The sequence below is a fragment of the Pseudomonas sp. DF5 genome (assembly GCF_058148225.1).
In genome coordinates, this window is the sequence record NZ_JBYVYM010000001.1 from 359,207 (window position 1) to 384,655 (window position 25,449).

Annotated in this window: 18 protein-coding genes; 11 read left to right on the forward strand and 7 right to left on the reverse strand. The window is 57.4% G+C overall.

The genetic code is table 11. From position 1 onward, the window contains the following. Positions 1-26 precede the first annotated feature (26 nt). The gene (gene pdxR / locus AC30D7_RS01700; protein WP_490132779.1) at positions 27-1,571 is read right to left on the reverse strand and encodes a MocR-like pyridoxine biosynthesis transcription factor PdxR; all 1,545 of its coding nucleotides are present in this window, start codon (positions 1,569-1,571) and stop codon (positions 27-29) included. Positions 1,572-1,695: 124 nt separating this feature from the next. Between pdxR and AC30D7_RS01705 the strand changes: the two genes are divergently transcribed. Both AC30D7_RS01705 and AC30D7_RS01710 read left to right on the forward strand, forming a co-directional pair. Then, on the forward strand, positions 1,696-2,145 hold the full coding sequence (locus AC30D7_RS01705) for a GNAT family N-acetyltransferase (protein ID WP_490132780.1): 450 nt from the start codon (positions 1,696-1,698) through the stop codon (positions 2,143-2,145). Positions 2,146-2,162: 17 nt separating this feature from the next. Then, positions 2,163-2,834, forward strand: coding sequence for a GNAT family N-acetyltransferase (locus tag AC30D7_RS01710; RefSeq protein WP_019580386.1), 672 nt, complete (start codon positions 2,163-2,165; stop codon positions 2,832-2,834). Positions 2,835-2,922: 88 nt separating this feature from the next. Here the strand turns inward: AC30D7_RS01710 and AC30D7_RS01715 are convergent, their stop codons facing one another. Next, on the reverse strand, positions 2,923-3,822 hold the full coding sequence (locus AC30D7_RS01715) for a homocysteine S-methyltransferase family protein (RefSeq protein WP_490132781.1): 900 nt from the start codon (positions 3,820-3,822) through the stop codon (positions 2,923-2,925). 110 nt (positions 3,823-3,932) lie between these two features. Here AC30D7_RS01715 and AC30D7_RS01720 point away from each other — a divergent pair, with 110 nt between their 5' ends. The 3 genes from AC30D7_RS01720 (at position 3,933) to AC30D7_RS01730 (ending at position 7,355) form a co-directional block, all read left to right on the forward strand. Next, positions 3,933-4,754, forward strand: coding sequence for an ABC transporter substrate-binding protein (locus AC30D7_RS01720; protein WP_019580384.1), 822 nt, complete (start codon positions 3,933-3,935; stop codon positions 4,752-4,754). Next, positions 4,751-5,584, forward strand: coding sequence for an amino acid ABC transporter permease (locus AC30D7_RS01725; RefSeq protein ID WP_086945218.1), 834 nt, complete (start codon positions 4,751-4,753; stop codon positions 5,582-5,584). Before AC30D7_RS01720 ends, AC30D7_RS01725 begins: the two co-directional genes overlap by 4 nt. Before the next feature lie 247 nt (positions 5,585-5,831). After that, positions 5,832-7,355 (forward strand): autotransporter outer membrane beta-barrel domain-containing protein, encoded by a 1,524-nt coding sequence (locus tag AC30D7_RS01730; protein WP_490132782.1) that lies wholly within the window; start codon positions 5,832-5,834, stop codon positions 7,353-7,355. A 212-nt stretch (positions 7,356-7,567) separates the two neighbouring features. Here the strand turns inward: AC30D7_RS01730 and oadA are convergent, their stop codons facing one another. Further along, positions 7,568-9,376: a sodium-extruding oxaloacetate decarboxylase subunit alpha gene (gene oadA / locus AC30D7_RS01735; RefSeq protein ID WP_490132783.1), complete on the reverse strand. Its 1,809-nt coding sequence runs from the start codon at positions 9,374-9,376 to the stop codon at positions 7,568-7,570. An 11-nt stretch (positions 9,377-9,387) separates the two neighbouring features. Then, positions 9,388-10,803, reverse strand: coding sequence for an acetyl-CoA carboxylase biotin carboxylase subunit (locus AC30D7_RS01740; protein WP_019580379.1), 1,416 nt, complete (start codon positions 10,801-10,803; stop codon positions 9,388-9,390). A gap of 190 nt (positions 10,804-10,993) precedes the next feature. On the opposite strand from AC30D7_RS01740, the gene AC30D7_RS01745 reads away from it, so the two are divergent. Beyond that, positions 10,994-11,956 (forward strand): LysR family transcriptional regulator, encoded by a 963-nt coding sequence (locus AC30D7_RS01745; RefSeq protein ID WP_007934452.1) that lies wholly within the window; start codon positions 10,994-10,996, stop codon positions 11,954-11,956. On the opposite strand, the gene AC30D7_RS01750 is transcribed toward AC30D7_RS01745, so the two are convergent. After that, entirely contained in the window at positions 11,898-12,110 is a 213-nt protein-coding gene (locus AC30D7_RS01750) for a PA3496 family putative envelope integrity protein (protein ID WP_019020903.1), read from the reverse strand. The genes AC30D7_RS01745 and AC30D7_RS01750 overlap by 59 nt on opposite strands. 251 nt (positions 12,111-12,361) lie before the next feature. Beyond that, complete coding sequence (hexR, locus tag AC30D7_RS01755; protein WP_017850032.1) at positions 12,362-13,228, reverse strand: transcriptional regulator HexR; 867 nt, start codon at positions 13,226-13,228, stop codon at positions 12,362-12,364. Between the two features lie 363 nt (positions 13,229-13,591). Between hexR and AC30D7_RS01760 the strand changes: the two genes are divergently transcribed. Beyond that, entirely contained in the window at positions 13,592-15,112 is a 1,521-nt protein-coding gene (locus tag AC30D7_RS01760) for an RHS repeat domain-containing protein (protein WP_490132784.1), read from the forward strand. A gap of 17 nt (positions 15,113-15,129) precedes the next feature. After that, positions 15,130-17,820 carry an RHS repeat-associated core domain-containing protein gene (locus AC30D7_RS01765; RefSeq protein ID WP_490132785.1) on the forward strand — a complete coding sequence of 897 codons (2,691 nt, stop codon included), beginning with the start codon at positions 15,130-15,132 and terminating at the stop codon, positions 17,818-17,820. Between the two features lie 571 nt (positions 17,821-18,391). On the opposite strand, the gene AC30D7_RS01770 is transcribed toward AC30D7_RS01765, so the two are convergent. Continuing rightward, positions 18,392-21,271, reverse strand: coding sequence for an EAL domain-containing protein (locus tag AC30D7_RS01770; RefSeq protein WP_204124237.1), 2,880 nt, complete (start codon positions 21,269-21,271; stop codon positions 18,392-18,394). 259 nt (positions 21,272-21,530) lie between these two features. On the opposite strand from AC30D7_RS01770, the gene uvrD reads away from it, so the two are divergent. The 3 genes from uvrD to AC30D7_RS01785 all read left to right on the forward strand — a co-directional run bounded on the left by uvrD (position 21,531) and on the right by AC30D7_RS01785 (position 25,428). Further along, entirely contained in the window at positions 21,531-23,714 is a 2,184-nt protein-coding gene (gene uvrD, locus AC30D7_RS01775; RefSeq protein ID WP_490132786.1) for a DNA helicase II, read from the forward strand. Between the two features lie 289 nt (positions 23,715-24,003). Then, complete coding sequence (locus AC30D7_RS01780; RefSeq protein WP_490132787.1) at positions 24,004-24,885, forward strand: Tim44 domain-containing protein; 882 nt, start codon at positions 24,004-24,006, stop codon at positions 24,883-24,885. A 135-nt stretch (positions 24,886-25,020) separates the two neighbouring features. Further along, entirely contained in the window at positions 25,021-25,428 is a 408-nt protein-coding gene (locus AC30D7_RS01785) for an SMI1/KNR4 family protein (RefSeq protein ID WP_007934432.1), read from the forward strand. The last annotated feature ends 21 nt before the right edge of the window (positions 25,429-25,449 follow it).

A 25,449-nucleotide genomic window follows, 5' to 3' on the forward strand; every position in this document is an offset into this window, starting at 1 on the left:
GCAGGCGCTGATCGCGACTCAGCCCGTCACCAGACCTTTTTTAACCGCCCGAGCGCTGCCTTGATCGCCGCCTCGGGCACCGCCGCAAAACCCAGTACCAGCCCGGCGCGCAGGTCCGGCTCGGTACTTGAATCCGGCAGCCAAAGGCGGCTCAGCCCACTGATCTCTACATCCACACTCGCTGCGGCATCGATCAATTCGCGCTCGCGGGCCTGAGTTTCAACTGACACCGTCATATGCAGCCCTGCCACGACACTCGGCAGGCTGCCAACGCCCGGGATATCCACAGGCCAACCAGCCAACAAGGTGTTGCGACGACTCAGGGCTGCGCGCCGCATACGGCGAATGTGCCGCTGAAAATGCCCGGCTGCCATGAACTCTGCCATCACCGCCTGTGTGCTCACCTCAGAATGGCGCACATCCACCGCCCGACGTTGCGCGAACGCGTCCACCAGGCCCGGCGGCAGCACCAGATAACCCAGGCGCAGCGCCGGAAAAGCGACCTTGCCGAAGGTGCCGACATACAGCACCCGTCCGTGACGATCGAGCGCCGCCAATGGCGCCAGTGGCGCGCCGCTGTAACGATACTCGCCATCGTAGTCGTCCTCGATGATCCAGCCCTGGTTGCGTTCGGCCCAGGCGAGCAGTTCCAGACGCCGGGCCAGACTCATGACCACACCGGTCGGGTATTGATGGGAAGGCGTAACGTAAGCCAGCCGGCAATCGCTCAACTGCGCCAAGGCGCTGCAGTCGATCCCCTCCTCATCCACCGGCACACCGTGCAACCGTGCACCGGCTACCGCAAAGGCATGGCCGGCAGCGCGATAACCCGGATTTTCAATCCCCACCCCATCGCCAGGTTCTACCAGCAACTGTGCACAAAGGCTGATCCCCTGCTGCGCGCCACTGGTGATCACAATTTGCTCAGCGGTGCACTGCATGCCGCGCGAACTGCGCAAGTAGGCAGCAATCAATCCGCGCAAGCGTTCATCGCCTGCCGGGTCGCCATAACACAGCTGCTGTAAATCCGGTTTACGCCAGAAAGCCGCATTCAGCTTGGCCCAAACCTCGAACGGGAACAGATCGAACGCCGGCACGCCGACCCTGAATGCGCGCGGCGGACCACCGGGAGGCACAGCCAAATGGTTCTTTTCAATGCGCCCCAAAGCACCGCTGTGGATAACTTTACTGGATGGAATAACAGGTAAATCCAGCCAATTTGTGGATAAGGTTGTGGGTAACCCTGTTGAAAACCCTGTGGATACTTTTGTGGATAATTTTTTCATGGGCAATGCCGCCTGAGGCAATTGCGCCACGTAAGTCCCGTCACCCACGCGCCCTTCGATGAAGCCTTCAGCGTAAAGCTGATCGTAGGCACGGACCACGCTGTTGCGGGAAATCGATAAGGCTGCCGCCAGATCGCGACTGGCCGGCAGTCGTGTGCCGCTGGCCAATCGTCCGTCGAGCACGCGTACCCGCAGCGCTTGATAGAGCTGTCGACTCAGGCCCTGGCGGCGGTCGAGTTCGATACCCGCCGGGTTGAACGACGAGGGAAGCGGCGTATTCGACATGACAATGGACCTATGAAATTGGTCATTAATGGCTCTTACAACAGACCATTAGCCTGCCTAGGATGAAGGCATTCGCCAAGGAATTTTCCATGTACCTGCCACTTTGACGCGTTAAGGAATGAACATGAGTCAGATCGACATCCGCCAGGTCACCACCGCCGACGATCACGCTGCCTGGCTGCCGTTGTGGCAAGCCTACTTGCGCTTCTACAACACCGAGCTGCCCGAGGCGGTCACTCAAAGCACCTGGCAGCGCCTGCTCGACCTGAGCGAACCGACCCACGGGGCGCTGGCCTGGGTCGACGGCAAAGCGGTGGGCATGGTGCATTTCATCTATCACCGCTCGAACTGGAGCATCGAAAACTCCTGTTACCTGCAAGACTTGCTGGTGGCACCCGAAACTCGTGGCACCGGCGTCGGTCGGCAACTGATCGAATTCGTCTACAGAACAGCCAAGGCCGACGGTTGCTGCAGGGTCCACTGGCTGACCCACGAAACCAACGCCACCGCGATCCAGCTCTATGAGCGCATCGCCGAACGCCCCGATTTCATCCAGTTTCGCAAAGCCCTTTAAGGTTCAAGGAGAACACCATGTCGACTTCACTCGCAGACTGGAAAGGCGTCCCGGCGCCCTCGGCCCAACTGATCGAAGGGCGTTTCATTCGCCTGGAAAAACTCGACCCGGCGCGTCACGCCGATGGTTTGTGGAAAGCCCTGGAAGGCCCGGGCTCGGACCCGAAACTCTGGGACTATCTGCCCTACGGTCCTTTCCCGGAGCGCAGTGCGTTCAATGACTGGCTGAACAATCATGCGGCCAACAGCGATCCGTATTTCTTCAGTGTGATCGACCGTGTCAGCGGCGAGGTGCAGGGCCTGCTCAGCCTGATGTCGATTGTTCCTGCCCAGGGTCGCATCGAGATCGGCCATGTGACCTTCGGCGCACCGATGCAGCGCTCGCCCAAAAGTACCGAGGCGGTTTACCTGCTGGCCAGGGAAGCCTTTGCGTTGGGCTACCGGCGCCTGGAATGGAAGTGCAACAACGGCAACGCTCGCTCCAAGTACGCAGCAGAGCGGTTGGGGTTCAGTTTTGAGGGGGTGTTCCGCCAGCACATGGTGGTCAAGGGTCAGAACCGTGACACGGCGTGGTATTCGATTCTGGACTCGGAATGGCCGACGATTCAGGCGGGGTTCGAGCGGTGGTTGAGCGATGAAAACCAGACGGAATCGGGGCAAGTGCAAACGTTGACGGAGTGTCGCGGGTAATCTTCGACGCCCGTACGGACAACTTCGCGGGCAAGCCTCGCTCCTACGGATCACACGAACCTGGAGCGAGGCTTGCCCGCGAATGGCATCACGCTAATGTCTGGGCGAGTACCGCAATATGCTCTGGCCCGATCCCGCAGCACCCGCCCAAATGGCTGGCCCCGCGCTTGCGCCAATCGGCCGCCCACTGCAGATAACCCGGCGGGTCGAGATCATCACGCAACGGGTCCAAACCGTCGTTGGCCGTGGCTTCTTTCGGTTGAGGCGGGAAAGCATTGGCGTAAGCGCCGATGTGAATCTTCACCCCCAGGCGCTCGAAGGTTTCCCGCGCCGCATCAATCGCCGCACCGATCACTTCCGGCTGGCTGCAGTTGAACAGCAACGTCTCGACACCCAACTCAGCCGCCACCGCGGCGGCCTCAGCCACTGGCTCACCGGAGCGCAAACGCGGCACTTCGTCGGTGTCTTCATCCTTCAAAGTAAACGACAGCCACAACGGTTTGCCGTCCTTCGGCAGCCCGGCATGGATCGCCCGTGCTTCGACGATCGAGCTCTGGGTTTCGGCCAGCCACAGGTCGACATGAGGCGCCAGGCCATTGACCAGAGGGGTCAGCAGTTCAGTCACCCGGGTAGCGTCGAACAAGTCCGGGCGGTAGGAGCCGAACAAAGGCGGCAATGAACCGGCCACGCGCACCGATTGGCCCGAAGCATCGACTGCACGCCGAGCCAGCTCGCCGGCCAACGCCGCAAGGGCCTGGCCTTCAGCGGCGAAACGTTCTTCGCCAATGTGGAACGGCACCACCGCGTAACTGTTGCTGGTGATCACGTTGGCACCGCTTTCGATATAGGCCGCGTGCACCGCCTCTACGGCTTGTGGCGCCTCGCTCAAGGCCAGTGCCGACCACTCGGGTTGCCGGAACGGCGCCCCTCGGCGTTGCAGTTCACGACCCATGCCGCCATCCAGAATTACCGTGCTGTCTGCGCCCATATGCTTTTCACTCATAAGCTTATGAAAATAACTCACTATCAGAGTCGTTCTTATAACTATTTAATGCGCACCATACGGTTAATAACAACCTCTTTTTTCAGGGATCAACTGTGAAACTTCAACCGCTGCTGGCCCTGGGCCTGACGATTCTGGCTGCCTCCACCCAAGCCTTTGCGGGCGCCACCCTGGATCGCATCGAACAAAAGAAAGAACTGGTCGGTGTGTTGATGGAAAGCTACCCACCCTTCTCGTTCCTCAACGATCAAAACCAGCTCGACGGCTTCGACGTTGAGGTGGCCAAGGCCGTGGCGGACAAGCTGGGCGTCAAGCTGCGTCTGGAAACGCCGTCCTGGGATGTGATCGCCGCCGGCCGCTGGAGCGGGCGTTACGACATCTGCATCTGCTCCATGACCCCGAGCAAGGCCCGCGCCGAAGTCTTCGACTTCCCGGTCGAGTACTACGCCTCCCCTGCCGTGATCGTGGTCAATGCCAAGGACGATAGCATCCACAGCGCCAAGGACCTGAGCGGCAAGAAAGTCGGTCTCACCAGCGCCTCCAGCTATGAAAGCTACCTGAACAAAAACCTGGTGATCGAAGGCGCCGAAGACACTCAATTGCAGTACCCGTTCGAGAACGTGCAGATCGCCCCGTATGACACCGACAACGTCGCGTTCCAGGATTTGGGCCTCGGCGCTGGCGTGCGTCTGGACGCGATCCTCACCAACCTCGTCACCGCGCAACCGCGCTTGAACGAAGACAAGCGCTTCAAGCTCGCCGGCCAGCCGCTGTACTCGGAGCCGAACTCGGTGGCCATCGAAAAAGGCGATGCCCAGTGGGACGCCAAAGTGCGTGAAGTGTTCGCTCAGTTGAAACAGGACGGCACCTTGAGCAAGCTGTCGCAAAAATGGATCGGCGCCGACATCAGCAAATGACTTCTTTCCCCAAACCTCCTCAGCCACCGCAACCGGTGGCTGAGTCATTACTGCAACGGGTCTTCGGCTTCCGTACCCGGCTGTACCTGACCTGGGCGGCGATGTTCGGCTTGTTCGCCAGTTTCTTCCTGAGCTTCGACCTGAAGTTCTCGATCATCCTCGACAAACTGCCGAACCTGATCGGCCTGCACCTGGCGCCCAACGGCTTTCTGCAAGGCGCGGCACTGACGCTGTTCTTGTGCCTGTGCTCGATTGTGGCTTCGTCGCTGCTGGGCTTCATCACGGCCCTGGCTCGACTGTCGAAAAGCGCCGTGGCGTTCGGCATCGCAAGTTTCTATGCCTCGTTCTTTCGCGGCACGCCGCTGCTGATCCAGATATTGCTGATCTACCTCGGCTTGCCGCAATTGGGCGTCGTGCCGGGCGCCATCGCCGCCGGCATCATCGCCCTGTCGCTGAACTATGGCGCCTACCTGAGCGAAATCTTCCGCGCCGGCATCCTCGGCGTTCCCCACGGCCAACGCGAAGCATCGCTGGCCCTGGGCATGCGCGAAACCGTGATTTTCTGGCGCGTCACCCTGCCCCAGGCCATGCGCGCCATCATCCCGCCCACTACCAACCAGTTCATCTCCATGCTCAAGGACTCATCACTGATCTCGGTGATGGGGGTTTGGGAAGTGATGTTCCTGGCGCAATCGTACGGGCGCTCGAGCTATCGCTATATCGAAATGCTGACGACGGCGGCGATTATTTATTGGCTGATGTCGATTGGGCTGGAGCTGATTCAGGCGCGGATGGAGCGGCATTATGGGAAGGCGTATGTGAGCCGGTAGGCGCTGCGAAGGCTGAGATCGTTTGATCTGCGGTAGATAGTTTTGGCCGTGCGCCAGCTCCCATGTCTTGATTCGTCGTAAGAAAAAGCATCCAGCTGGAATGGTTAAAAAACCGCCACCTTCAAGCGGCTGGCAATTTTCTACACAACCATCCGACACTCCCTGCGAGCCCGCCGGAAGCGGCTGACATCGGCGTCCATAGCCTCCCTCTTAGAGTTTGGCCTCCTGTTAAAAGAGGCCGTACTCGATGCCCGTTCAACACAAATACAAACTCCACCACCTTGTTTTGGCCATTGCACTTGCAGTTGGTTGTGCAGAATTATCCCTTGCCCACCAACTGGAGCCTCAAGTCGATGCCGATGCAAAGCCCAACAAAACCCGGAAAAAAACCGCCAAACCTGTAGCACCCACTGACAGTGGGTTTGAAGAAGCCGCCGTAAGCACTTCAGCGCTTATGGTGGAGGGTACGGCCACACTAAATAACGCAGGTTTGAATGTTATTGGTCTTCCCGGTAGCGACACCCAGAACACAGCCCATACCGTGCTGAATGCCGGAAAGGTTGAAGATGGGCTCGAACAAGTCACCGGCAATCCGGCACTCATGACACCGAAGGCTGCCGATATCGACACTCAAGTGGCGCTGACCCGTAATGACGTGCCGCTCGAGACGGTTGCCACCTCTGCCAGCGGGCAAGCTCTGGCTCGCAGTGTGGACACCCCCAAAACCGTGATCGCCAACGCCGCCATCAGCGCGCTGCTGGCCAGCAACAAAGCCACAGCCTCCATCGCCATTGACCAACTGACCGCAAGTAGCAACGCCAACCTCGCAAAAGCCACGTTAAGCAGTGTCAGCCCCGTCAGTGCCAGCATGCTCTCCGCCATGCGCCAGCTGGATAACGGCACGGGCACGTCTTCCAATAAAGCTCCACGCGTTGCCACTGACAGTAAAAACAGCGGCCGCGTCTGGCTTCAGGCATTGGGCAATGGCGGCAAAGTCGAGAGCGACTTCAACAACGCGCTGAAACATTCCACCCAAGGCCTGGTCCTGGGCGCCGACTGGCGGTTCGACGAGCAATGGCATGTCGGGCTGATGGGCGGCCAATCACAGACGGCGCTCGATGCCCGGCAATTCGACGGCGATCTCGACAGTTGGCACTTGGGTGCTTATGCGGTGCGCCAGGACGGCCCATTGACGCTGCGTCTCGGTGCTACCTACGCCAGCCATGAAGGCAGCAGCAAACGTCGAGTAGCGTTCAACGGATTCAGCGACCGTCTCAAAGGCAGTTATGACGCCAATACCCAGCAAGCCTTCGTCGAAGCGGGCTTCAACCTGGGCCGCAACAATGTGACCATCGAGCCATTCGCCAGCCTGGGTTATCAGCGCTACCAACGGGACAGCCACACCGAAAAAGGTGGGGATGCGGCGTTGAAAGTCCATGGGCAAACCCAGGACAACTTCAGCAGCACCTTCGGCCTGCGTGCGGCGAAGCTGAATATGCTGGATAACGGCATGCGCCTGACACCGCGATTCAGCGCCGGTTGGAAACACACCTACGGCGAGCTCGACAGCGAAACGCGCCAACAGTTGGTCAAGGGCGGGAAACGTTTCGACATCGCCGGGGCAGGGTTGGATCGCGACAGCCTGTCGCTTGATGCCGGGCTCGACCTGGGGCTCTCCGCCAACCACTCGCTGGGTGTGGGCGTCACTGGGGAAATCGGCACTGAGAGCCGCAGTCATGGCGTGATGGGACAGTGGCGGATGGCGTTCTGATTCACGTGTCGTTTCACTGACTCAGCACAGTGCCTTGTGGGAGCGGGGTTGCTCGCGAAAGCGGAGTGTCAGTCAATATGGATGCTGAATGTCACATCGCTTTCGCGAGCAAGCCCGCACATTTGATCTGCCATCCACCAGATTCTTCGGACGAAAAAAAAGGGGAGCACATGCCCCCCCGAGGTTTAAAGCGGTCTATCGAGGCTGTTAACTCAGCCTTCGATCTCGATCAGGATCTCGCCCGGATTCACCCGGTCGCCCTTGGCCACGTGGATGGCGGTGACTTTGCCGGTGATGGCCGACTGGACTTCGGTTTCCATCTTCATCGCCTCGGTGATCAGCACGGCCTGGCCGGCTTTCACGGTGTCGCCTTCCTTGACCAGCACGTCGACGATGTTGCCCGGCATGGTGGTGCTGACGTGGCCCGGTGCAGTGGCTTGCTTGCGCTTGCTGCTGCCGCCGCTGACGAATTCGTTGAGCGGTTCGAACACCACTTCTTCCGGCATGCCGTCGATGGACAGGTAGAAGTGGCGCTTGCCTTCAGCCTTGACGCCCACACCGGTGATGTCGACGCGGTAGGTTTCGCCGTGAACGTCGATGACGAACTCGGTCGGCACGCCTTCACCACCGGCCGACGCCACGCCGCCCGCTTCAGGAATCGGCAGCAGCACTTCTGGCGTCAGGGTGCCGGCCGCGCGTTCTTCGAGGAACTTGCGGCCGATGTCCGGGAACATGGCATAGGTCAGCACGTCTTCTTCAGACTTGGCCACAGCGCCGATTTCGGCACGCAGCTTGGTCATTTCCGGCTTCAGCAGATCAGCCGGGCGCACGTCGATTACCTCTTCGCTACCGATGGCCTGGCGACGCAGTTTCTCATTCACTGCGCCCGGCGCCTTGCCGTAACCGCCTTGCAGGTAAAGCTTCACTTCGTTGGTGATGGTCTTGTAGCGCTCGCCGGCCAGTACGTTGAAGAACGCCTGGGTGCCGACGATCTGCGAGGTCGGGGTCACCAGCGGCGGGAAGCCGAGGTCTTCACGAACGCGCGGGATTTCCGCCAGCACTTCGCTCATGCGGTTCAGGGCGCCCTGCTCTTTCAACTGGTTGGCCAGGTTGGAAATCATCCCGCCCGGAACCTGGTTGACTTGCACGCGAGTGTCGACAGCGGTGAATTCGCTTTCGAACTGGTGGTACTTCTTGCGCACGGCGTAGAAGTACAGGCCGATCTCTTGCAACAGTTCCAGATTCAGGCCGGTGTCGAACTCGCTGCCTTTAAGGGCGGCGACCATCGACTCGGTGCCCGGGTGGCTGGTGCCCCAGGCGAAGCTGGAGATCGCGGTGTCGATATGGTCGGCGCCGTTTTCGATGCCCTTGAGTTGGCACATCGCAGCCAGGCCGGCGGTGTCGTGGGAATGGATGAACACCGGCAGCGACTGCTCGGCTTTCAGTGCCTTGACCAGTTCGCCAGTGGCGTACGGGGTCAGCAGACCGGCCATGTCCTTGATCGCCACCGAGTCGCAACCCATGGCTTCCATTTGCTTGGCTTGCGCCACGAAAGCCTCGATGGTGTGCACCGGGCTGGTGGTGTAGGCGATGGTGCCCTGGGCGTGTTTGCCAGCAGCCTTCACCGCTTCGATGGCGACGCGCAGGTTACGCACGTCGTTCATCGCGTCGAAGATGCGGAACACGTCGATGCCGTTGACCGCGGCCTTGGCGACGAAGGCTTTGACCACGTCGTCGCTGTAGTGGCGGTAGCCCAGCAGGTTCTGGCCACGCAGAAGCATCTGCAGACGGGTGTTGGGCAACGCGGCGCGCAGTTGGCGCAGACGCTCCCACGGGTCTTCTTTCAGGAAACGTACGCAGGCATCGAAGGTCGCGCCGCCCCAGACTTCCAGCGACCAGTAGCCGACTTTGTCGAGCTTGTCGCAGATCGGCAGCATGTCTTCGGTGCGCATGCGGGTGGCGAGCAGCGATTGGTGGGCGTCGCGCAGGATTGTGTCAGTTACATGGATCTTCTTGGACATTGTCATATTCCTCACAGGCCTGCGTGGGCGGCGATGGCGGCGGCGATGGCCAGGGCCAGCTCTTCGGGTTTGCGCTTGATCGAGTAGTTGGTCAGTTCAGGATGGCTTTCAACGAAGCTGGTGTTGAACTGGCCGCTACGGAATTCCGGGTTACGCAGGATTTCCTGGTAGTACGCGGCGGTGGTCTTGACCCCTTGCACGCGCATGTCGTCCAGGGCTCGCAAGCCACGGTCCATCGCCTCTTCCCAGGTCAGCGCCCAGACCACCAGTTTCAGGCACATCGAATCGTAGAACGGTGGAATGGTGTAACCGGTGTAGATCGCCGTATCGGTGCGCACGCCGGGACCGCCGGGCGCGTAGTAACGGGTGATCTTGCCGAAGCTCGGCAGGAAGTTGTTTTTCGGGTCTTCGGCGTTGATCCGGAACTGCAGCGCGAAACCACGGTGCAGGATGTCTTCCTGTTTCACCGAGAGCGGCAAACCGGATGCGATGCGGATCTGCTCGCGAACGATGTCGATGCCGGTGATTTCTTCAGTGATGGTGTGTTCCACCTGAACCCGGGTGTTCATTTCCATGAAGTACACCTCGCCCTCGGCGAGCAGGAACTCCACGGTACCGGCGTTCTCGTAACCCACGGCCTTGGCTGCACGCACCGACAGGTCGCCGATGTAGGCGCGCTGTTCCGGGGTCAGTTGCGGGCTCGGAGCGATCTCGATCAGCTTCTGGTTGCGACGCTGGATCGAGCAGTCACGCTCGAACAGGTGTACCACGTTGCCGAAGCTGTCGCCGAGGATCTGCGCTTCGATGTGTTTCGGGTTTACGATGCATTTTTCCAGGAACACTTCCGCCGAACCGAAAGCCTTGGTGGCTTCGGAAATCACCCGAGGAAAGGCCTGTTCGAGTTCTTCGCGACTGTTGCAACGACGAATGCCGCGGCCGCCACCACCGGAGGTAGCCTTGAGCATCACCGGGTAACCGATGCGGTCGCCTTCGGTCAGGGCTTCTTCGATGCCCGACACGTTGCCTTCGGTGCCCGGTGTGACCGGCACGCCGGCCTTGATCATGCTGCGGCGCGCTTCGGTCTTGTCGCCCATGCGGCGAATGACTTCCGCCGACGGGCCGATGAATTTGATTCCGCGTTCGGCGCAGATGTCCGCCAACTCGGCATTTTCCGAAAGGAAGCCGTAGCCGGGGTGCAACGCATCGCAACCGGTTTCCACCGCCAGGTTCACCAGCTTGCGCGGGTTCAGGTAGCCGGCCAGTGGCTCGGCACCGATGCTGTGGGCCTCGTCCGCACGCTTCACATGCAAAGCATGACGGTCGGCGTCGGAATAGATCGCGACCGAGCGAATGCCCATCTCGGCGCAGGCGCGCACGATTCGTACGGCAATCTCACCACGGTTGGCAATCAGGATCTTTTTTATCACTTGGAGGTTCCCTTGAGCCGGTGGCACCCACGACCCGATTAGACAGGTCGACGCGTGACCAAATGTTTCAATTCAGTCGCAGCTCCACACTAGCTCTCGCAAGGGATTAACAAAAATGAATAATAATTGGGTCAGGCATAAGCAAAGACTTATAGTTGAGTCATCTGCCTTCGCTCAGGATTTATAGAAAATGCGTAAGTCATTGATGCGTATGACATTGCGTCAATTGCAGATCTTCAATGAGGTGTGCGATTTAAGGTCCTACAGCCGCGCAGCCGACGAAATGTCTCTCACACAACCTGCCGTGAGCCTACAGATTCGTCAACTCGAAGAGCTGATCGGTCAGCCCTTGTTCGATTACGTCGGCAAAAAGCTCTACATGACCGAGGCGGCCGAAGCGCTGCAGCGCGCCAGCCGGGACATTTTCGGCCGCCTGGAAAACCTCGATATGCAGCTGTCGGACATGCAAGGCTCATTGCAAGGTCAGCTGAAACTGGCGGTGGAGTCCAGCGCCAAGTATTTCGTGCCGCACCTGTTTGCCGCGTTCAAGCGCCAGCACCCGGAAGTGAACCTGCACCTGACGGTGGTCAACCGTGGCCAGGTCATCCGGCGCCTGTCGGATAACCGTGACGATCTGGTGATCATGTCGATGGTCCCCCAGGACATGGGGCTGGAATTCCTGCCGTTCCTCAATAACCCGATTGTAGCCGTGGCGCCGCCGGATCATCCGCTGTGCCATATGGGGCCGCTGCGCTTGCAGGATCTGGAGCCCTACACGCTGCTGTTGCGCGAACCCGGTTCCGGCACGCGGCTGGCCTGCGAGGAGTATTTCAAAGAGAAGCGCGTGCACTTCACCCAGACCCAGGAGGTCGCGTCGGCGGAAGCTCAGCGTGAATGCGTGCTGGCGGGTCTGGGCCTGGCGCTGCTGACGCGCCACGCCCTGAACCTTGAATTGGCGACCGGCGCCCTGATTGAGCTACCGGTCGAGGAGCTGCCGCTGCTGCGTAGCTGGTGCCTGGTGCAGGCCAAGGCCAAACGGCTATCGCCGGTGGCCCACGCATTCCTTGCGTTTATCCGCAGCGAACGGGCGCAAATCAGCGCACTGGTTGAGCGTTTCGACGGGAAGTTACCGGTGCTGCCTGCCAGTAGTTGAGTTCGAGGTCGTCGGGAAATTCGCCGATTTCGGCCAGAAGCTGGCGGCGTTCGCAGCGATCTTCGATGGCGCGGCGAAATTCCATGCGGCGCTGGTCTTCTTGCTGACGACGGGTTTTGACAGCGCTGTTGCGTTCTTCGTAGGGCTGGGCCATTTCGAGTCTCCCAAGGCGAGTACGGGAGTTTCAAGATAGGCGCGAGGAATGACGGTTTGGCGGCGGGAGGGTTACAAGGTTGTGAACATTGCCATTGATTGTGGTGTTTTTGCGGCCATCTTCGCGAGCAAGCCCGCTCCCACAGTGGATCTGCGATGTTCGCACTTCTTGTGCAACACAACCGATCAATGTGAGAGCGGGCTTGCTCGCGAATAAGGTCGGAACGACCTTCCGCCAATGTCAGATCAGAATCAATCGTCCAGCGCTTTCACCGACTTGGGTGACAACCGCAAGCTGCGAAGGCTGCGCTTGACGCTTTTCAAGTGATTGACCAGGCTCGGCCCACGAGCCATGGCCACGCCCATCGCCAACACATCGATCACTACCAGATGCGCAATACGCGACGTCAGCGGCGTGTAGATTTCAGTGTCTTCGTGCACATCGATCGCCAGGTTGACGGTCGACAGCTCGGCCAACGGTGTCTGGCTCGGGCACAGGGTGATCAGCGTGGCGCCGCTTTCGCGCACCAGGTTGGCGGTGATCAACAGGTCTTTTGAGCGACCGGACTGGGAAATGCAGATCGCCACGTCGGTCGGCTTCAACGTCACCGCCGACATCGCCTGCATGTGCGGGTCGGAATACGCCGCCGCAGTCAGCAACAAACGGAAGAACTTGTGCTGGGCATCCGCCGCCACCGCACCGGACGCACCAAAGCCGTAGAACTCGACACGCTGGGCCTGGGACATCGCGGTCACGGCTTTCTGCAACGCCACCGGATCGAGTTTCTCGCGAACCTCCATCAAGGTGTGCAGGGTGGTGTCGAAGATTTTCAGGCTGTAATCGGCAACCGAATCATCTTCATGGATCGCGAATTGCCCGAAGCTCGCGCCGGCCGCCAGGCTCTGCGCCAGTTTCAGCTTCAGATCCTGGAACCCGGAGCAACCGATGGCGCGGCAAAACCGCACGATGGTCGGTTCGCTGATGCCCACGCTGTGGGCCAGGTCGGCCATGGAACTGTGCATCACCGCCGCAGGATCAAGCAGCACGTGGTCGGCGACCTTGAGCTCCGACTTGCGTAACAGGTGGCGTGACTGGGCGATGTGTTGCAGCAGATTCAAGGGGCTGGACTCTTTGTTATTGGCAGTTGCCGGGGATGTAGCACGCTTGTAGTTATACTACATGAATCGGCTTTTTGCCTGCTCAATGCGTAACTCAATGTCCCCGTATCAGGCGTGATGGGCTTCATGTAGCCCCACGGCCAAGGTTTGCGCGGACCCACACCGTAGAAGCGGCTGACAAGCCCACACCTCTCACCCCTGCCCCTCCTAGCCCCTAGACCCAATGCCGGCCAAGCAACGCGCCGCATAATTTTACAAATGCAATATATATGTACCGCAAAGTAGTCAACTGCGGAGAATAAACTGGAGGGGCACTCACTGAAATTAACCAACAAACTATTAAGAATGATCATGGAAGATCAAATGAACATCAAACAAAGCTTCGGCATCCCCATCTTGCTTCTAACATCAACATTCCATCAATACTCAACAGCTGAAATATACAACTGGAAAGCGGGAGGTCTTCTCAATCAACCCACGCAGCATAATTCTCCAGAAATCGCGTGCCAAGCGCTCCATAAAGAATTAAAAATTGAGCACGACGATTATATATTGGGTTACAACCCCGCCATGCCACATGAAACTTACGATTGGAAATGGCTATGCAAGATAGACTATGAACCTATCGAAATAGACGAGGAAGACGGCGGGCCTGATCCCGGCACTTTCACAGCGGAAATACTCCTCACCGGAGACTCCTGCGGAAAAAATAAATCACTTAGTAAACTGACGGGGATATGTGAAGTTGAGAGCATAGAAAATAGCTGCCCATCAAATATTGTCGGGAACCCGATTAATTTTTTGACGGGCCATAAAATCGAACTAGAGACAGACTTCCCTGTATCAAGAAAAACACCCAAACCCAACGAAATTGAATTTTCACGAAATTACAGCAGCAAAAGCGGTACATGGACACACAATTATGCGTCTCGAATGCTCTTCGATACAAACTCTGTATCGATTATTCATGCCAATGGAAAAATATCGACATTTGATAAGACTGGAGATACCTACCACCCAAAAAAACCAACCGCAGAATCTCTGATAAAAGAGAAACTCCAATGGACGTACCATTCACCAGAAAATTATTATTACATCTTTAACGAAAACGGCAGGCTCACTGAAGTCCGCAAATTGGGTACAGTGCAAAACATCAAACATGAAGAAAACCATATTACTGTCACTGACAGCTACGGCACCACGATAAAATTTACAGAGGACCCTAATAAACAGCCTCTAAGCTTCTCATCCGAAGATATGCAGATCAAATACAGCTATGATGACTATCGACAACTCAAATCCGTATCGAGAGCATTTACTACCAAGTCAGATCAAAAGAGGTATTTCTACCAGGATCCTCGGGACGGTAGGCTACTGACGTCGATGACTGACGAGCGCGGCGTCACCTATGCATCGTGGAGTTATGATGATCATGGCCGCGCCATCTCTAGCGAGCACGCTAACGGAGCGGAAAAAACAAACATCAAATACAACCTCGACGATTCAGTCACGGTTATTAATGCTCTCGGCAAACATACAAATTACAAATTCGGCTTCTTTCAAGGCGTCAAACGCATCACTTCGATTGATGGCGAACCCACTGCTAATTGCCCAAGTAGCAACTCTACCTTTATTTATGACGAACGCGGTCTGCTTAAGTCGAAGACTGATAACAATGGGAGCATCACAGCGTATATCCACAATGATCGTGGTTTAGAAACCTCCCGCACCGAAGCCAGCGGAACAACCGACTCCAGAACCATCACCACCGAATGGCACCCAACTCTATTCCTTCCCGTGCGCATCACCCAACCGAACCGGTTAATTCAATACACCTACGACGCTGAAGGACGAAAACTCACTCAGACCATTACTGCACGCTGACTCAGAAGGATCTGATCATGAACACACTGATATTGAGCGTAGGTCTTTTTGCGCTTGCACTAGGCGGAGCGACCATTACATCCCTGTTTGGACAAACAACGGAACGCAGCAGGTCATTCGCCTACAACACTGAAGGCCTGCTTGAGTTATCGGATGGTCCCAGGACCGATGTAAACGACATCACCCGCTACGAATACGATACGAAAGGTCATTTGACACGCGTCATCAACGCGCTCGGACATATCACTGAACTTTCGAATTTCGACGCTATGGGTAACCCACAAACTATTGTCGATCCCAATGGAGTCATCACAAACCTGACTTATGCGCCGCAAGGCTGGTTAACGTCAGTAAGTGCTGCCAATAATAATACTCGCTTCGAACACAATGCTGTCGGTGACATTACCAAGCTGATTCGTGCCGATGGTAGCTGGTTAACCTACACTTGGGATGACGCCAGGCGGCTCATTCGCATCATCAATAACCTCGAGGAACAGATCGAATTTGATCTTGACCCGATGGGCAATCGCACCATATTACGACTCAAAGACAATACAGGCGATCTGACAAAACAGCATCAATGGGTATATGACGAACTCGGACGCTTACTGCAGTCAGTGGGAGCTAGTGGCCAGATCAGTCGCACGCAATATGACCTGAACAATAATCCGGCCACTATTACCAATCCTCGTAATTACAGCCACGCCGGAGCCTATGACTCACTCGACCGCTTGATAAAGAATATTGACCCACTTAACGGCACGACTAATTTTGAATACGACGCTCAAGACAACCTCACACAAGTTAGCGATTCACGCGGTGTGATCACTCGATATCAGTACGATGGTTTAGGCAATCTGACGCAGTTGGACAGCCCCGACAGTGGTACCAGTAACTACAAATATGACGCCGCTGGCAACATCACACAAAAAACCGATGCGCGCGGCATAGTCACAATTTTCACCTACGATGCCCTCAATCGATTGACCACCCGCCGTTATCCGGCAAACTCAAGGCTGGATATTCACTTCCACTACGACTCGATTGCCAGCGGTAACAAAGGTATCGGCCGACTGACAGCAGTGGAAGACATAAATGGCGTCCTGAGTTACACCTATGACGCGCAAGGCAACCTCACGGCCCAACTGCATACACCGCGAACGAATGAAGCAACCCAACTGGAAAAACTGGGTTATGGATACGATGGAGCAAATCGACTCAGTCGGATCGACTACACGACCGGGTTCAGCATTCACTACCTACGCAACTCCGCTGGGCAGGTCAGTCAAGTGGAAATCCAGCGTGGCGCAGATGAACCGATTACCTTCGTGAGCGACATTGCGTATCTACCTTTCGGTCCACTCAAAAGCCTGACCTGGAACAATGGCACTACGCTTCAACGTACCTACGATCTGGACTATCGGCTAACTGCACAAACCGTCGCCGGCTGGAGCAACACCTATGCCTACGATGCCATCGGAAACATCACCAAAGTACAAAGCAGCTCGGTCGGCGATCTGAATTACAGCTATGACGCGCTCGATCGCCTGACAGAAGAAGCAAATACCACCCGACAGCAAACCTTTACTTATGACGCGGTGGGTAACCGCACCAACAAAACTCTCACTCCTCTGGTCGAAGGCAAGGTGCAAGACAGTGCAGTCACGACCTACCAGTATGGCGCCAGTAACAATCGCTTGATCCAAATAGACGGCCATTTGGTGAGTTCCGATGCGACAGGCAATCTGATCGAAGGCCGCGACAATCGCCAATTCTCATACGACGAACAGAATCGCCTGAGCAGCGTGAAGATTGATGGGATGATCCGGGCTCAGTTTCGCTACAACACACTAGGTCAACGCACCCAGAAAATCACCTCACAAGGCGTTACCACATTTCTCTACGGACCTGATGGCCAACTGCTAGGCGAAACGATGTTCAATAGCGAAGGCAAGAAGCTCGAAAGTCAATACTATTTCTGGCTTGATGGCTTGCCATTGGGCGGTGTGAATATTAGTTACGATACGGAAGGTGTACTGACTAATAGCACGCCGTTCTACATTCATAGCGACCACCTCAACACACCCCGCATCGTAACGAACGCCGCTCGGGAAATTGTATGGGAATGGAAATCTGACGCTTTTGGTTTGGAAAAAGCCAGTGGTTTTTTGACTCTAAACCTCCGCTTCCCTGGTCAGTACTTCGATGCTGAAACTGGGTTGCACTACAACTACTTCAGAAACTATGACCCGGAGACAGGACGCTATTTGGAGAGCGACCCAATTGGGCTAAAGGGCGGAATGAATACATATGGGTATGTGAACGGCAATCCGTTGAAATACGTTGATCCATTTGGATTAGAATCTGTGTTTGAATGGTCTTCCAAAGCAGAAGCCATAGCGAATGAAAGCCCACTACCGGGACAGCGTAACGGACCTCAAGACGCCTACAGACATTGCATTGCCTCATGCATGATTGCTGCGTCAAATTGGGGAGAAACGATCAGCAAACTTGCCGGCTGGGCGAATGAAGTATCAAACGTTGGACAGAACCGTAGTGAGAGAGCTATGGATGACTGGAACAACCAAGCAGGTTTATGTGCAGCCAAGGACAGCGAATCTCCTGAGGCATGTCCCGAAAGCTGCATGAACCTTCTTAATAATGGTGCATTAGCAACAGAGGCGACGTCTCATGGGTCATACTATTAAAACAAAAGTATTAACCATAAAATATTTCACATTTGCATTCTTAATATTGGTGTTTTTTGCGATCTTTTATATCAGATACCATAATCCAGCAAACATAGAAAAGACATGCAAAAGCGCCCACCCCCTATTAGTGAATAATTTCCGCAGCTGTAGCCTTATCGAAGACGTGCTAAGCACCCTTAAAGAAAATGGCTACAATCCAGTTATACTAGAGAGCTCTAAATATTTCGGCGGCATATTCAGAGAAGAGTTCAATACCGATATTTTCGAAATAACCAATTACCAAATACAGGGCGACAAAAATACTGGCATTACCCGATTCAAATTTATCAACGGCCGCTTAGTTTCGATAGTACACTTTCCAAAAGAAACAGATTTTTTATTTGAATTATACCCACAGAGAAATTCTGAAGATGTTAGCGTAAAACACCTTTCTGATTTTCAGGGTAAAAAATATATGACCTGGTCAAACAACCATCTTGAAGATTATATATCCTGGTGGATACGACGATTCTCCTAACGCGCTAGCAACCGGAATTTTCCCAGCTAAGTCATCACGTTTATTGATGACTTAGCTGAGGAAACCAGCATCTTGCTCAAGTAGAAGGTTACCCAAACCATCGGAGTCAATCGGTCGACTGATCAGATAGCCCTGCACCTCATCGCAACCTTCAGCCTTCAAAAACTCCAGCTGCTCGGCTCGCTCGACCCCTTCAGCCACCACTTTCAACGACAGACCATGGGCCATGGCAATAATCGCCCGGGTGATCGCCGCATCTTCACTGCTCTCCCCCAGCCCACGGATAAATGCCTGATCGATCTTCACGTAATCCACAGGAATACGTTTGAGGTAGCTCAGAGACGAATACCCGGTACCAAAATCGTCGATCGCCAGCTTCACCCCCAGATCGCGCAATTGCTGGAAGGTCGCGATGATGTGCTCGACGCTGTCCAGCAACTGGCTTTCAGTAAGTTCCAGTTCCAGGTAGTGCGGCGCCAGACCGGTTTCCTCCAGCACCTGACGCACCAGGCTGACCAGTTTCCCCTGACGCAGCTGATGCACCGACAGATTGACCGACACCCGAATCGGCTCAAGCCCCTGACGCTGCCATTCGCAGGCTTGCCAGCAGGCCTGACGCAATACGAACTCGCCGATAGCGTTGATCAGTCCGGTTTCCTCGGCCAGACCAATGAAATCCCCCGGCGGCACTCGACCCAGGGTCGGGTGATCCCAGCGCACCAACGCCTCGGCAGCATTCAGCCGACCGGTGGCGAGGCAGAGTTTCGGTTGATAAAACACCTTCAACTGCTTTTCTTCGATGGCTTTGCGCAATTGGTTCTCAAGCTGCAAACGCTCGAGCGTGCTGGCCTGCAGGCTGTCGGTATAGAACTGGAAGTTGTTGCCGCCCAAGTGTTTGGCATGCTGCATGGCCATGTTCGACTGGCTGACCAGCGCGGAAATCTCCCGCGCGGTGTCCGGCAACAGACTGATGCCCATGGACGCGCTCATCACCAGTTCATGCCCCTCGACGGTGATCGGCAAACGCAGCTTGGTCGACAATCGGGTCGCCACGCGCGCCAGGCTCGACAGGTTGCCGTAGGCGTCGAACAGCACCGCAAATTCATCGCCGGACAACCGGGCGATGGTGTCCGCTTCCGGCAACGCATTGACCAACCGCCGGGCCATTTTCTGTAACAGCTGATCGGCGATTTCGTGGCCGAGGCTGTCGTTGAGCAGCTTGAAGCGATCCAGATTGATGTGCAGCAGCGCCAGGCTGCGCCGACCGCCCTGGCGCACCCGCTGATGAGCCTCGCTCAGTCGTTCACGGAATAACGAACGGTTGGCCAGCCCCGTGAGCTCGTCGTAATGGGTGAGGTAGCGCATACGCTCTTCGGATTCACGCCGAGCGGACAGATCAGCGAAGAAGCCAACAATATGACTGACATTTCCCCGCATATCGCGCACGGCATTCAGTTGCAGCCACTGCGGATACAACTCGCCATTCTTGCGGGTCTCGACCAACTCGCCCTGCCAACTACCGTGCTGCTCCAGCGCCTGACGAATCGCTGCGTAATGCCGACGGGCGTCGCGGCTGCAAGGCAAATCGACCACGTTGCGCCCGAGCATGTCGCCGATTTCATAGCCAGTCACCCGACTGAAAGCCTGATTGACTGCGATCAGTGCGTAATTCGGGTCGAAAATCACGATGCCTTCGCTGGCCGCCTCGAACACCGTCGCCGCCAGTTGGCGCTGTTCTTCCAGGTGCTTGCTGGCGCTGATATCGCGGCGGGTGCCGACCATGCGGATCACCCGGCCGTTTTCACTGCGCTCGACCGCTCGACCACGGTCCTCGATCCAGACCCAATGGCCATCGCCATGTCGCACCCGGTACTCGATCTGATAATCCTCGGTGCGGCCCTTCAAATGCTCGACCAGCGCCCGCTTCAGCGCTGGCAAGTCGTCGGGATGCAGCCTCGGCTTGAGGTGGCGGAGCATCGCCGTCACGTATTCCGGCTCCAGCCCGAACAACTCCTGGAGCTGAGTGTGATGAACTTCGTCGGTCTGCAGGTTCCAGTCCCACAAACCGAGCTCACTCGCTTTCAACGCCAGCGCCAGCCGCGCTTCGCTCTTGCTCAAGGCCTGGTTGGCCGCATCCAGCTCCAGACTGCGTTGGGCAACCCGGTTTTCAAGGTCGACCTGGGTTTCGCGCAATTCTTCTTCGGCGCGACGACGCTGGTCGATTTCCCTGGCCAGTTCGTGATTGAGTTGCTCGCTGCGACTTTGCGCCTGCTGCAAGTGCTCGATCAGCGCCTGATTTTGAAAACGCCGCAACAAACCCTGATCGATCAACCGATTGACCTGCCAGGCGACCACGCTCAACGAGCCCAGCAGAATCAGCCCGAACCAGCCCCAGCCCTGCTCCTGTTCATCGCCGCCCCAGAACAGATAGCCGATGGCGGGCAACAGACAGGGCAAGGTAAAGGATAGAAATGCTGGCAGGCTGACCGCATAAGCGACGCTGGCCGAGAGGGCCGCGGCGCCGATCAGGCCGAACACCCAGGCTTGCTGGATGAAATTGTCAGCGGGCACCAGCGCGATGCCGGCACCGGCCAGGGTCAGGCCGGTCATCGCCGAACCGAGCAGAAACATGCGACGCCAGATCGGATGGGCCTGACGGTGGGGAATCGCCGAATCGAAGGCCGCGACCTGAATCACTCGCAACGCCACCAGCGACAGCAACCAGATCAGCCAGACGCTGACCACGAAGTAACGCTGCGGGCTCCAGAGCAACCCGGCGCAGACCAGACCGTTGATCAACATGAAAAGCGTCGGCAAGAGCGAGCCCTGGTACAGCAGACGCGTGCGTTCGACCGCCATCTCCATGGCGTACTGTTTGCGGATAGCCCGAGGCTCCACGGAGGGGCCCGACAGGTCGGAGCTGAGGGTCATAGGCGATGTTCTTGTTCTTATAGTTGAGCATGCGAGCCCGAATTGTGGACGGAGCATACACAAGCAAATGCCCGGACCAAACTGCCTCAGGTCATAAAATAGACAAAAGTTTTAGTCGCCCGCATCCGGCGCAAAAGCCGCCAGGCGAGCCCCGTCCCTGCTTGCAGCCAGTGACCAACCGGTCATCGTCGATGCTTCTTTCATCGGCTAATGCAAAGCTCGGTTTGCCCGGTGTGACGGCGCACCCTAGAATGCCCCGATGCGCGATGATCTCTCCCTTCTGCTGAACTCCCTCAACGATGCCCAACGCCAGGCCGTAGCTGCCTCCGTGGGTCGTCAGTTGGTCCTGGCCGGTGCTGGCTCCGGTAAAACCCGAGTGCTGGTGCACCGTATCGCCTGGTTGATCCAGGTCGAAAACGCCTCGCCCCACTCCATTCTGTCGGTGACCTTCACCAACAAGGCCGCTGCCGAGATGCGTCATCGCATCGAGCAGCTGATGGGTATCAACCCGGCCGGCATGTGGGTCGGCACCTTCCACGGCCTGGCGCACCGCTTATTGCGGGCGCACTGGCAAGAGGCGGGCCTGAGCCAGACCTTCCAGATTCTCGACAGCGACGACCAGCAACGGCTGGTCAAGCGGGTGATCCGCGAGCTGGGCCTGGACGAGCAACGCTGGCCGGCCCGGCAGGCCCAGTGGTTCATCAACGGGCAGAAAGACGAAGGTCTGCGTCCACAACATATTCAAGCCAGCGGCGATCTGTTCCTGGCGACCATGCGCAGCATTTATGAAGCCTACGAGGCTGCGTGCCTGCGCGCCGGCGTCATCGACTTCTCCGAACTGCTGCTGCGCGCCCTCGATCTGTGGCGCGACCACCCGGGCCTGCTCGCCCATTATCAGAAACGCTTCCGGCACATTCTGGTGGACGAGTTCCAGGACACCAACGCCGTGCAGTACGCCTGGCTGCGTCTGCTGGCCAAGGGTGGCGACAGCCTGATGGTGGTCGGCGACGACGATCAGTCGATCTATGGCTGGCGCGGCGCGAAAATCGAGAACATCTATCAGTATTCCGACGACTTCCCGGATGCCGAGATCATTCGTCTGGAGCAGAACTACCGCTCCACCGCCGGGATCCTCAAGGCCGCCAACGCCCTGATCGCCAACAATACCGGGCGCATGGGCAAAGAGCTGTGGACCGATGGTGGCGAAGGCGAAGCGATCAATCTGTACGCCGCGTTCAACGAACACGACGAAGCACGCTACGTGGTTGAAACCATTGAAAGCGCGCTGAAAACCGGCTTGGCTCGCAGTGATATCGCGATTCTGTACCGCTCTAACGCCCAATCGCGCGTTTTGGAAGAAGCCTTGCTACGCGAGCGCATCCCATACCGCATTTATGGCGGTCAGCGCTTCTTCGAACGGGCAGAAATCAAGAACGCCATGGCGTACCTGCGCTTGCTGGAAGGCCGTGGCAACGATGCGGCCCTGGAGCGGGTGATCAACGTTCCGGCCCGTGGCATCGGCGAAAAAACCGTCGAAGCGATTCGCGAGCATGCGCGCCACAGCGATGTGTCGATGTGGGAAGCCATGCGCCAGTTGGTGGCCAACAAGGGCCTGACCGGTCGCGCTGCCGGTGCCCTTGGGGCGTTCATGGAGCTGATCGAGAACCTCGCCGCCAAGTGCATGGAAATGCCACTGCACCTGATGACCCAGACCGTCATCGAGCAGTCGGGGCTGATCGCTTACCACCAGGCGGAAAAAGGCGAGAAAGGCCAGGCCCGGGTAGAAAACCTTGAGGAACTGGTCAGCGCCGCGCGCAACTTCGAAAACCCGGAAGAGGACGAAGAGCAATCGCCACTGGCGGCGTTCCTCGGCCACGCCTCGCTGGAGGCCGGGGACACCCAGGCCGACGAGCACGAAGACAGCATTCAGCTAATGACCCTGCACAGCGCCAAGGGCCTGGAATTCCCTTACGTGTTCCTGGTGGGCATGGAAGAAGGTCTGTTCCCGCACAAGATGAGCCTGGAAGAACCCGGCCGCCTTGAAGAAGAGCGGCGTCTGGCCTACGTCGGTATCACCCGGGCGATGCAGAACCTGGTGCTGACGTATGCTGAAACCCGACGCTTGTACGGCAGCGAGACCTACAACAAGGTGTCGCGTTTCGTCCGTGAAGTACCCAAAGGCCTGATCCAGGAAGTGCGACTGTCCAACAGCGTCAGCCGTCCGTTCGGCGGTGGCCAGCAGCAGAGTTCCAGCAGCCTGTTCGGCGGCAGCGAAATCCCGGACACCGGGTTCAGCCTCGGCCAGACTGTGCGGCATTCGGTGTTCGGCGACGGTGTGATCCTGAATTTCGAAGGCGCCGGTGCTCAGGCGCGGGTGCAGGTGAACTTCAGCGAAGGCAGCAAGTGGCTGATGCTCGGTTACGCCAAGCTGGAAGCGATCTAAGGACAACCGAGAACGCTTTTGTGGGAGCGGGCTTGCTCGCGAAGGCCGCAACGCGGTTTGTCAGGAACACCGCGTTATCGTTCTTCGCGAGCAAGCCCGCTCCCACAGGACTCATCGTCCTACAGAACTTGTCCACTCATCCGACAAACAAAAGCTAACAGGCCTTATTGCACTGACTGAAGCTGAACAGAACCTGTCAGGCAAAAGCCCGAAACACTCTGCCGCTAGCCAGTAACACTTCAGCTGTGCAACATGGCGCGCGTGCCATCCACAAATGGGAATTCCCTTTATGAAACGTTTTCTTAGCATCGCCATGGCGTTGTGCATCGGCCTGACGATGAGCCTCGACGCCAATGCGGCCAAGCGCTTTGGTGGCGGCAAGAGCTCCGGCGCTGCGCCGACTCACCAGACCAGCCAAATGGCTCCTTCTTCTCCGGGCATGGGCGGCGCAGCCGCCACTGCCGGTGCGGCCGGTGCGGCCGGTGCCGCTGGCGCTGCCGCCAAGGCCGGCGGTGCTTCGCGCTGGCTCGGCCCTCTGGCCGGTATCGCGGCCGGTGGCCTGCTGGCTTCCATGTTCATGGGCGGCGGCTTCCAGGGCATGCAGTTCTTCGACATCCTGATCATGGCGGTCATCGCCTTCCTGGTCTTCCGCTTCATTGCCGCTCGTCGTCGCAAACAGCAGGAGCATATGGCTCCGGCCGGCGCGCCGATGCAACGTGAAGTATTCGATCAGAAGCCAGCCATGGGTTCGATCTTCGGCGGTTCGGCTGCACCTGCCGCGCGTCCAGTGATCAATGCTCCGGCCTGGTTCAACGAAGAGCGCTTCGTCGAAGCCGCACGCAACCATTTCCAGTCCCTGCAACAGCACTGGGACGCTAACGAAATGGACAAGATCGCCGAGTTCGTGACCCCGCAACTGCTGGAGTTCCTCAAGCGCGAACGTGCCGACCTGGGCGACGGCTTCCAGTCGACCTACATCGACAATCTCCAGGTACAACTGGACGGCGTTGATGACCGTGCAGACAAGACTATCGCCACCCTGACCTTCAGCGGCGTGTCTAAGAACTCGCGTTTCGACCAGGGCGAAGTGTTCAGCGAAAGCTGGAACATGGAACGTCCCCAGGGCGAAAACCAGCCTTGGCTGGTAGCAGGTATCCGCCAGAACGGCTGATAACCCCGCGCTTTCGCATGCTGTAATGAAAACCCCGGCTCTGCCGGGGTTTTCTATTTCACGGTTGCATCTATAGCGAGCTACTGTATAAACCGCCCCAACTAAACCGCGCCATCAAGCAAGAGGATCCCGGACGTGGAAGAAATCATCGAACAACTGCGTGAAGCCAACGAACCGGTACCGGTCCCCTTGGAGTTGCCCGACGAAGATCTGCTGGTAGAAATCGAAGAGCAACTGTTCATCGACATTCCCTTCGTATTCAGAGAATTCCTGCTGACCGTCAGCGATGTAGTCTACGGCAGCCTGGAGCCGGTGACCGTCACCGACCCGCAATCCCACACCTACCTGCCGGACGTTGCCGCCAACGCCTGGGACGCTGGTGTTGATCGCAGCCTGATCCCGATCTGCCAGGACGGTGACAACTACTACTGCGTCGAAGAAGACGGCACCGTGGTGTTGTGGCTGGCCGAAGAAGAGTTACTCGCCGAAGAAACCTGGGAATCGGTCTGGCACTGGGCACGGGACGTCTGGCTGGAAAGCTGATGTACCCCTGCACGATTTTTT

Bases quoted from the DNA above. Each gene is read 5' to 3' on its own strand.
- AC30D7_RS01710 (WP_019580386.1), top strand. From the start codon at position 2,163: ATGTCGACTTCACTCGCAGACTGGAAAGGCGTCCCGGCGCCCTCGGCC.
- uvrD (WP_490132786.1), top strand. From the start codon at position 21,531: ATGCGCGATGATCTCTCCCTTCTGCTGAACTCCCTCAACGATGCCCAA.
- AC30D7_RS01770 (WP_204124237.1), bottom strand. From the start codon at position 21,271: ATGACCCTCAGCTCCGACCTGTCGGGCCCCTCCGTGGAGCCTCGGGCT.
- AC30D7_RS01730 (WP_490132782.1), top strand. From the start codon at position 5,832: ATGCCCGTTCAACACAAATACAAACTCCACCACCTTGTTTTGGCCATT.
- AC30D7_RS01715 (WP_490132781.1), bottom strand. From the start codon at position 3,822: ATGGGCGCAGACAGCACGGTAATTCTGGATGGCGGCATGGGTCGTGAA.
- AC30D7_RS01745 (WP_007934452.1), top strand. From the start codon at position 10,994: ATGCGTAAGTCATTGATGCGTATGACATTGCGTCAATTGCAGATCTTC.
- oadA (WP_490132783.1), bottom strand. From the start codon at position 9,376: ATGTCCAAGAAGATCCATGTAACTGACACAATCCTGCGCGACGCCCAC.
- AC30D7_RS01760 (WP_490132784.1), top strand. From the start codon at position 13,592: ATGAACATCAAACAAAGCTTCGGCATCCCCATCTTGCTTCTAACATCA.
- AC30D7_RS01705 (WP_490132780.1), top strand. From the start codon at position 1,696: ATGAGTCAGATCGACATCCGCCAGGTCACCACCGCCGACGATCACGCT.
- AC30D7_RS01725 (WP_086945218.1), top strand. From the start codon at position 4,751: ATGACTTCTTTCCCCAAACCTCCTCAGCCACCGCAACCGGTGGCTGAG.
- AC30D7_RS01765 (WP_490132785.1), top strand. From the start codon at position 15,130: ATGAACACACTGATATTGAGCGTAGGTCTTTTTGCGCTTGCACTAGGC.
- pdxR (WP_490132779.1), bottom strand. From the start codon at position 1,571: ATGTCGAATACGCCGCTTCCCTCGTCGTTCAACCCGGCGGGTATCGAA.
- AC30D7_RS01750 (WP_019020903.1), bottom strand. From the start codon at position 12,110: ATGGCCCAGCCCTACGAAGAACGCAACAGCGCTGTCAAAACCCGTCGT.
- AC30D7_RS01780 (WP_490132787.1), top strand. From the start codon at position 24,004: ATGAAACGTTTTCTTAGCATCGCCATGGCGTTGTGCATCGGCCTGACG.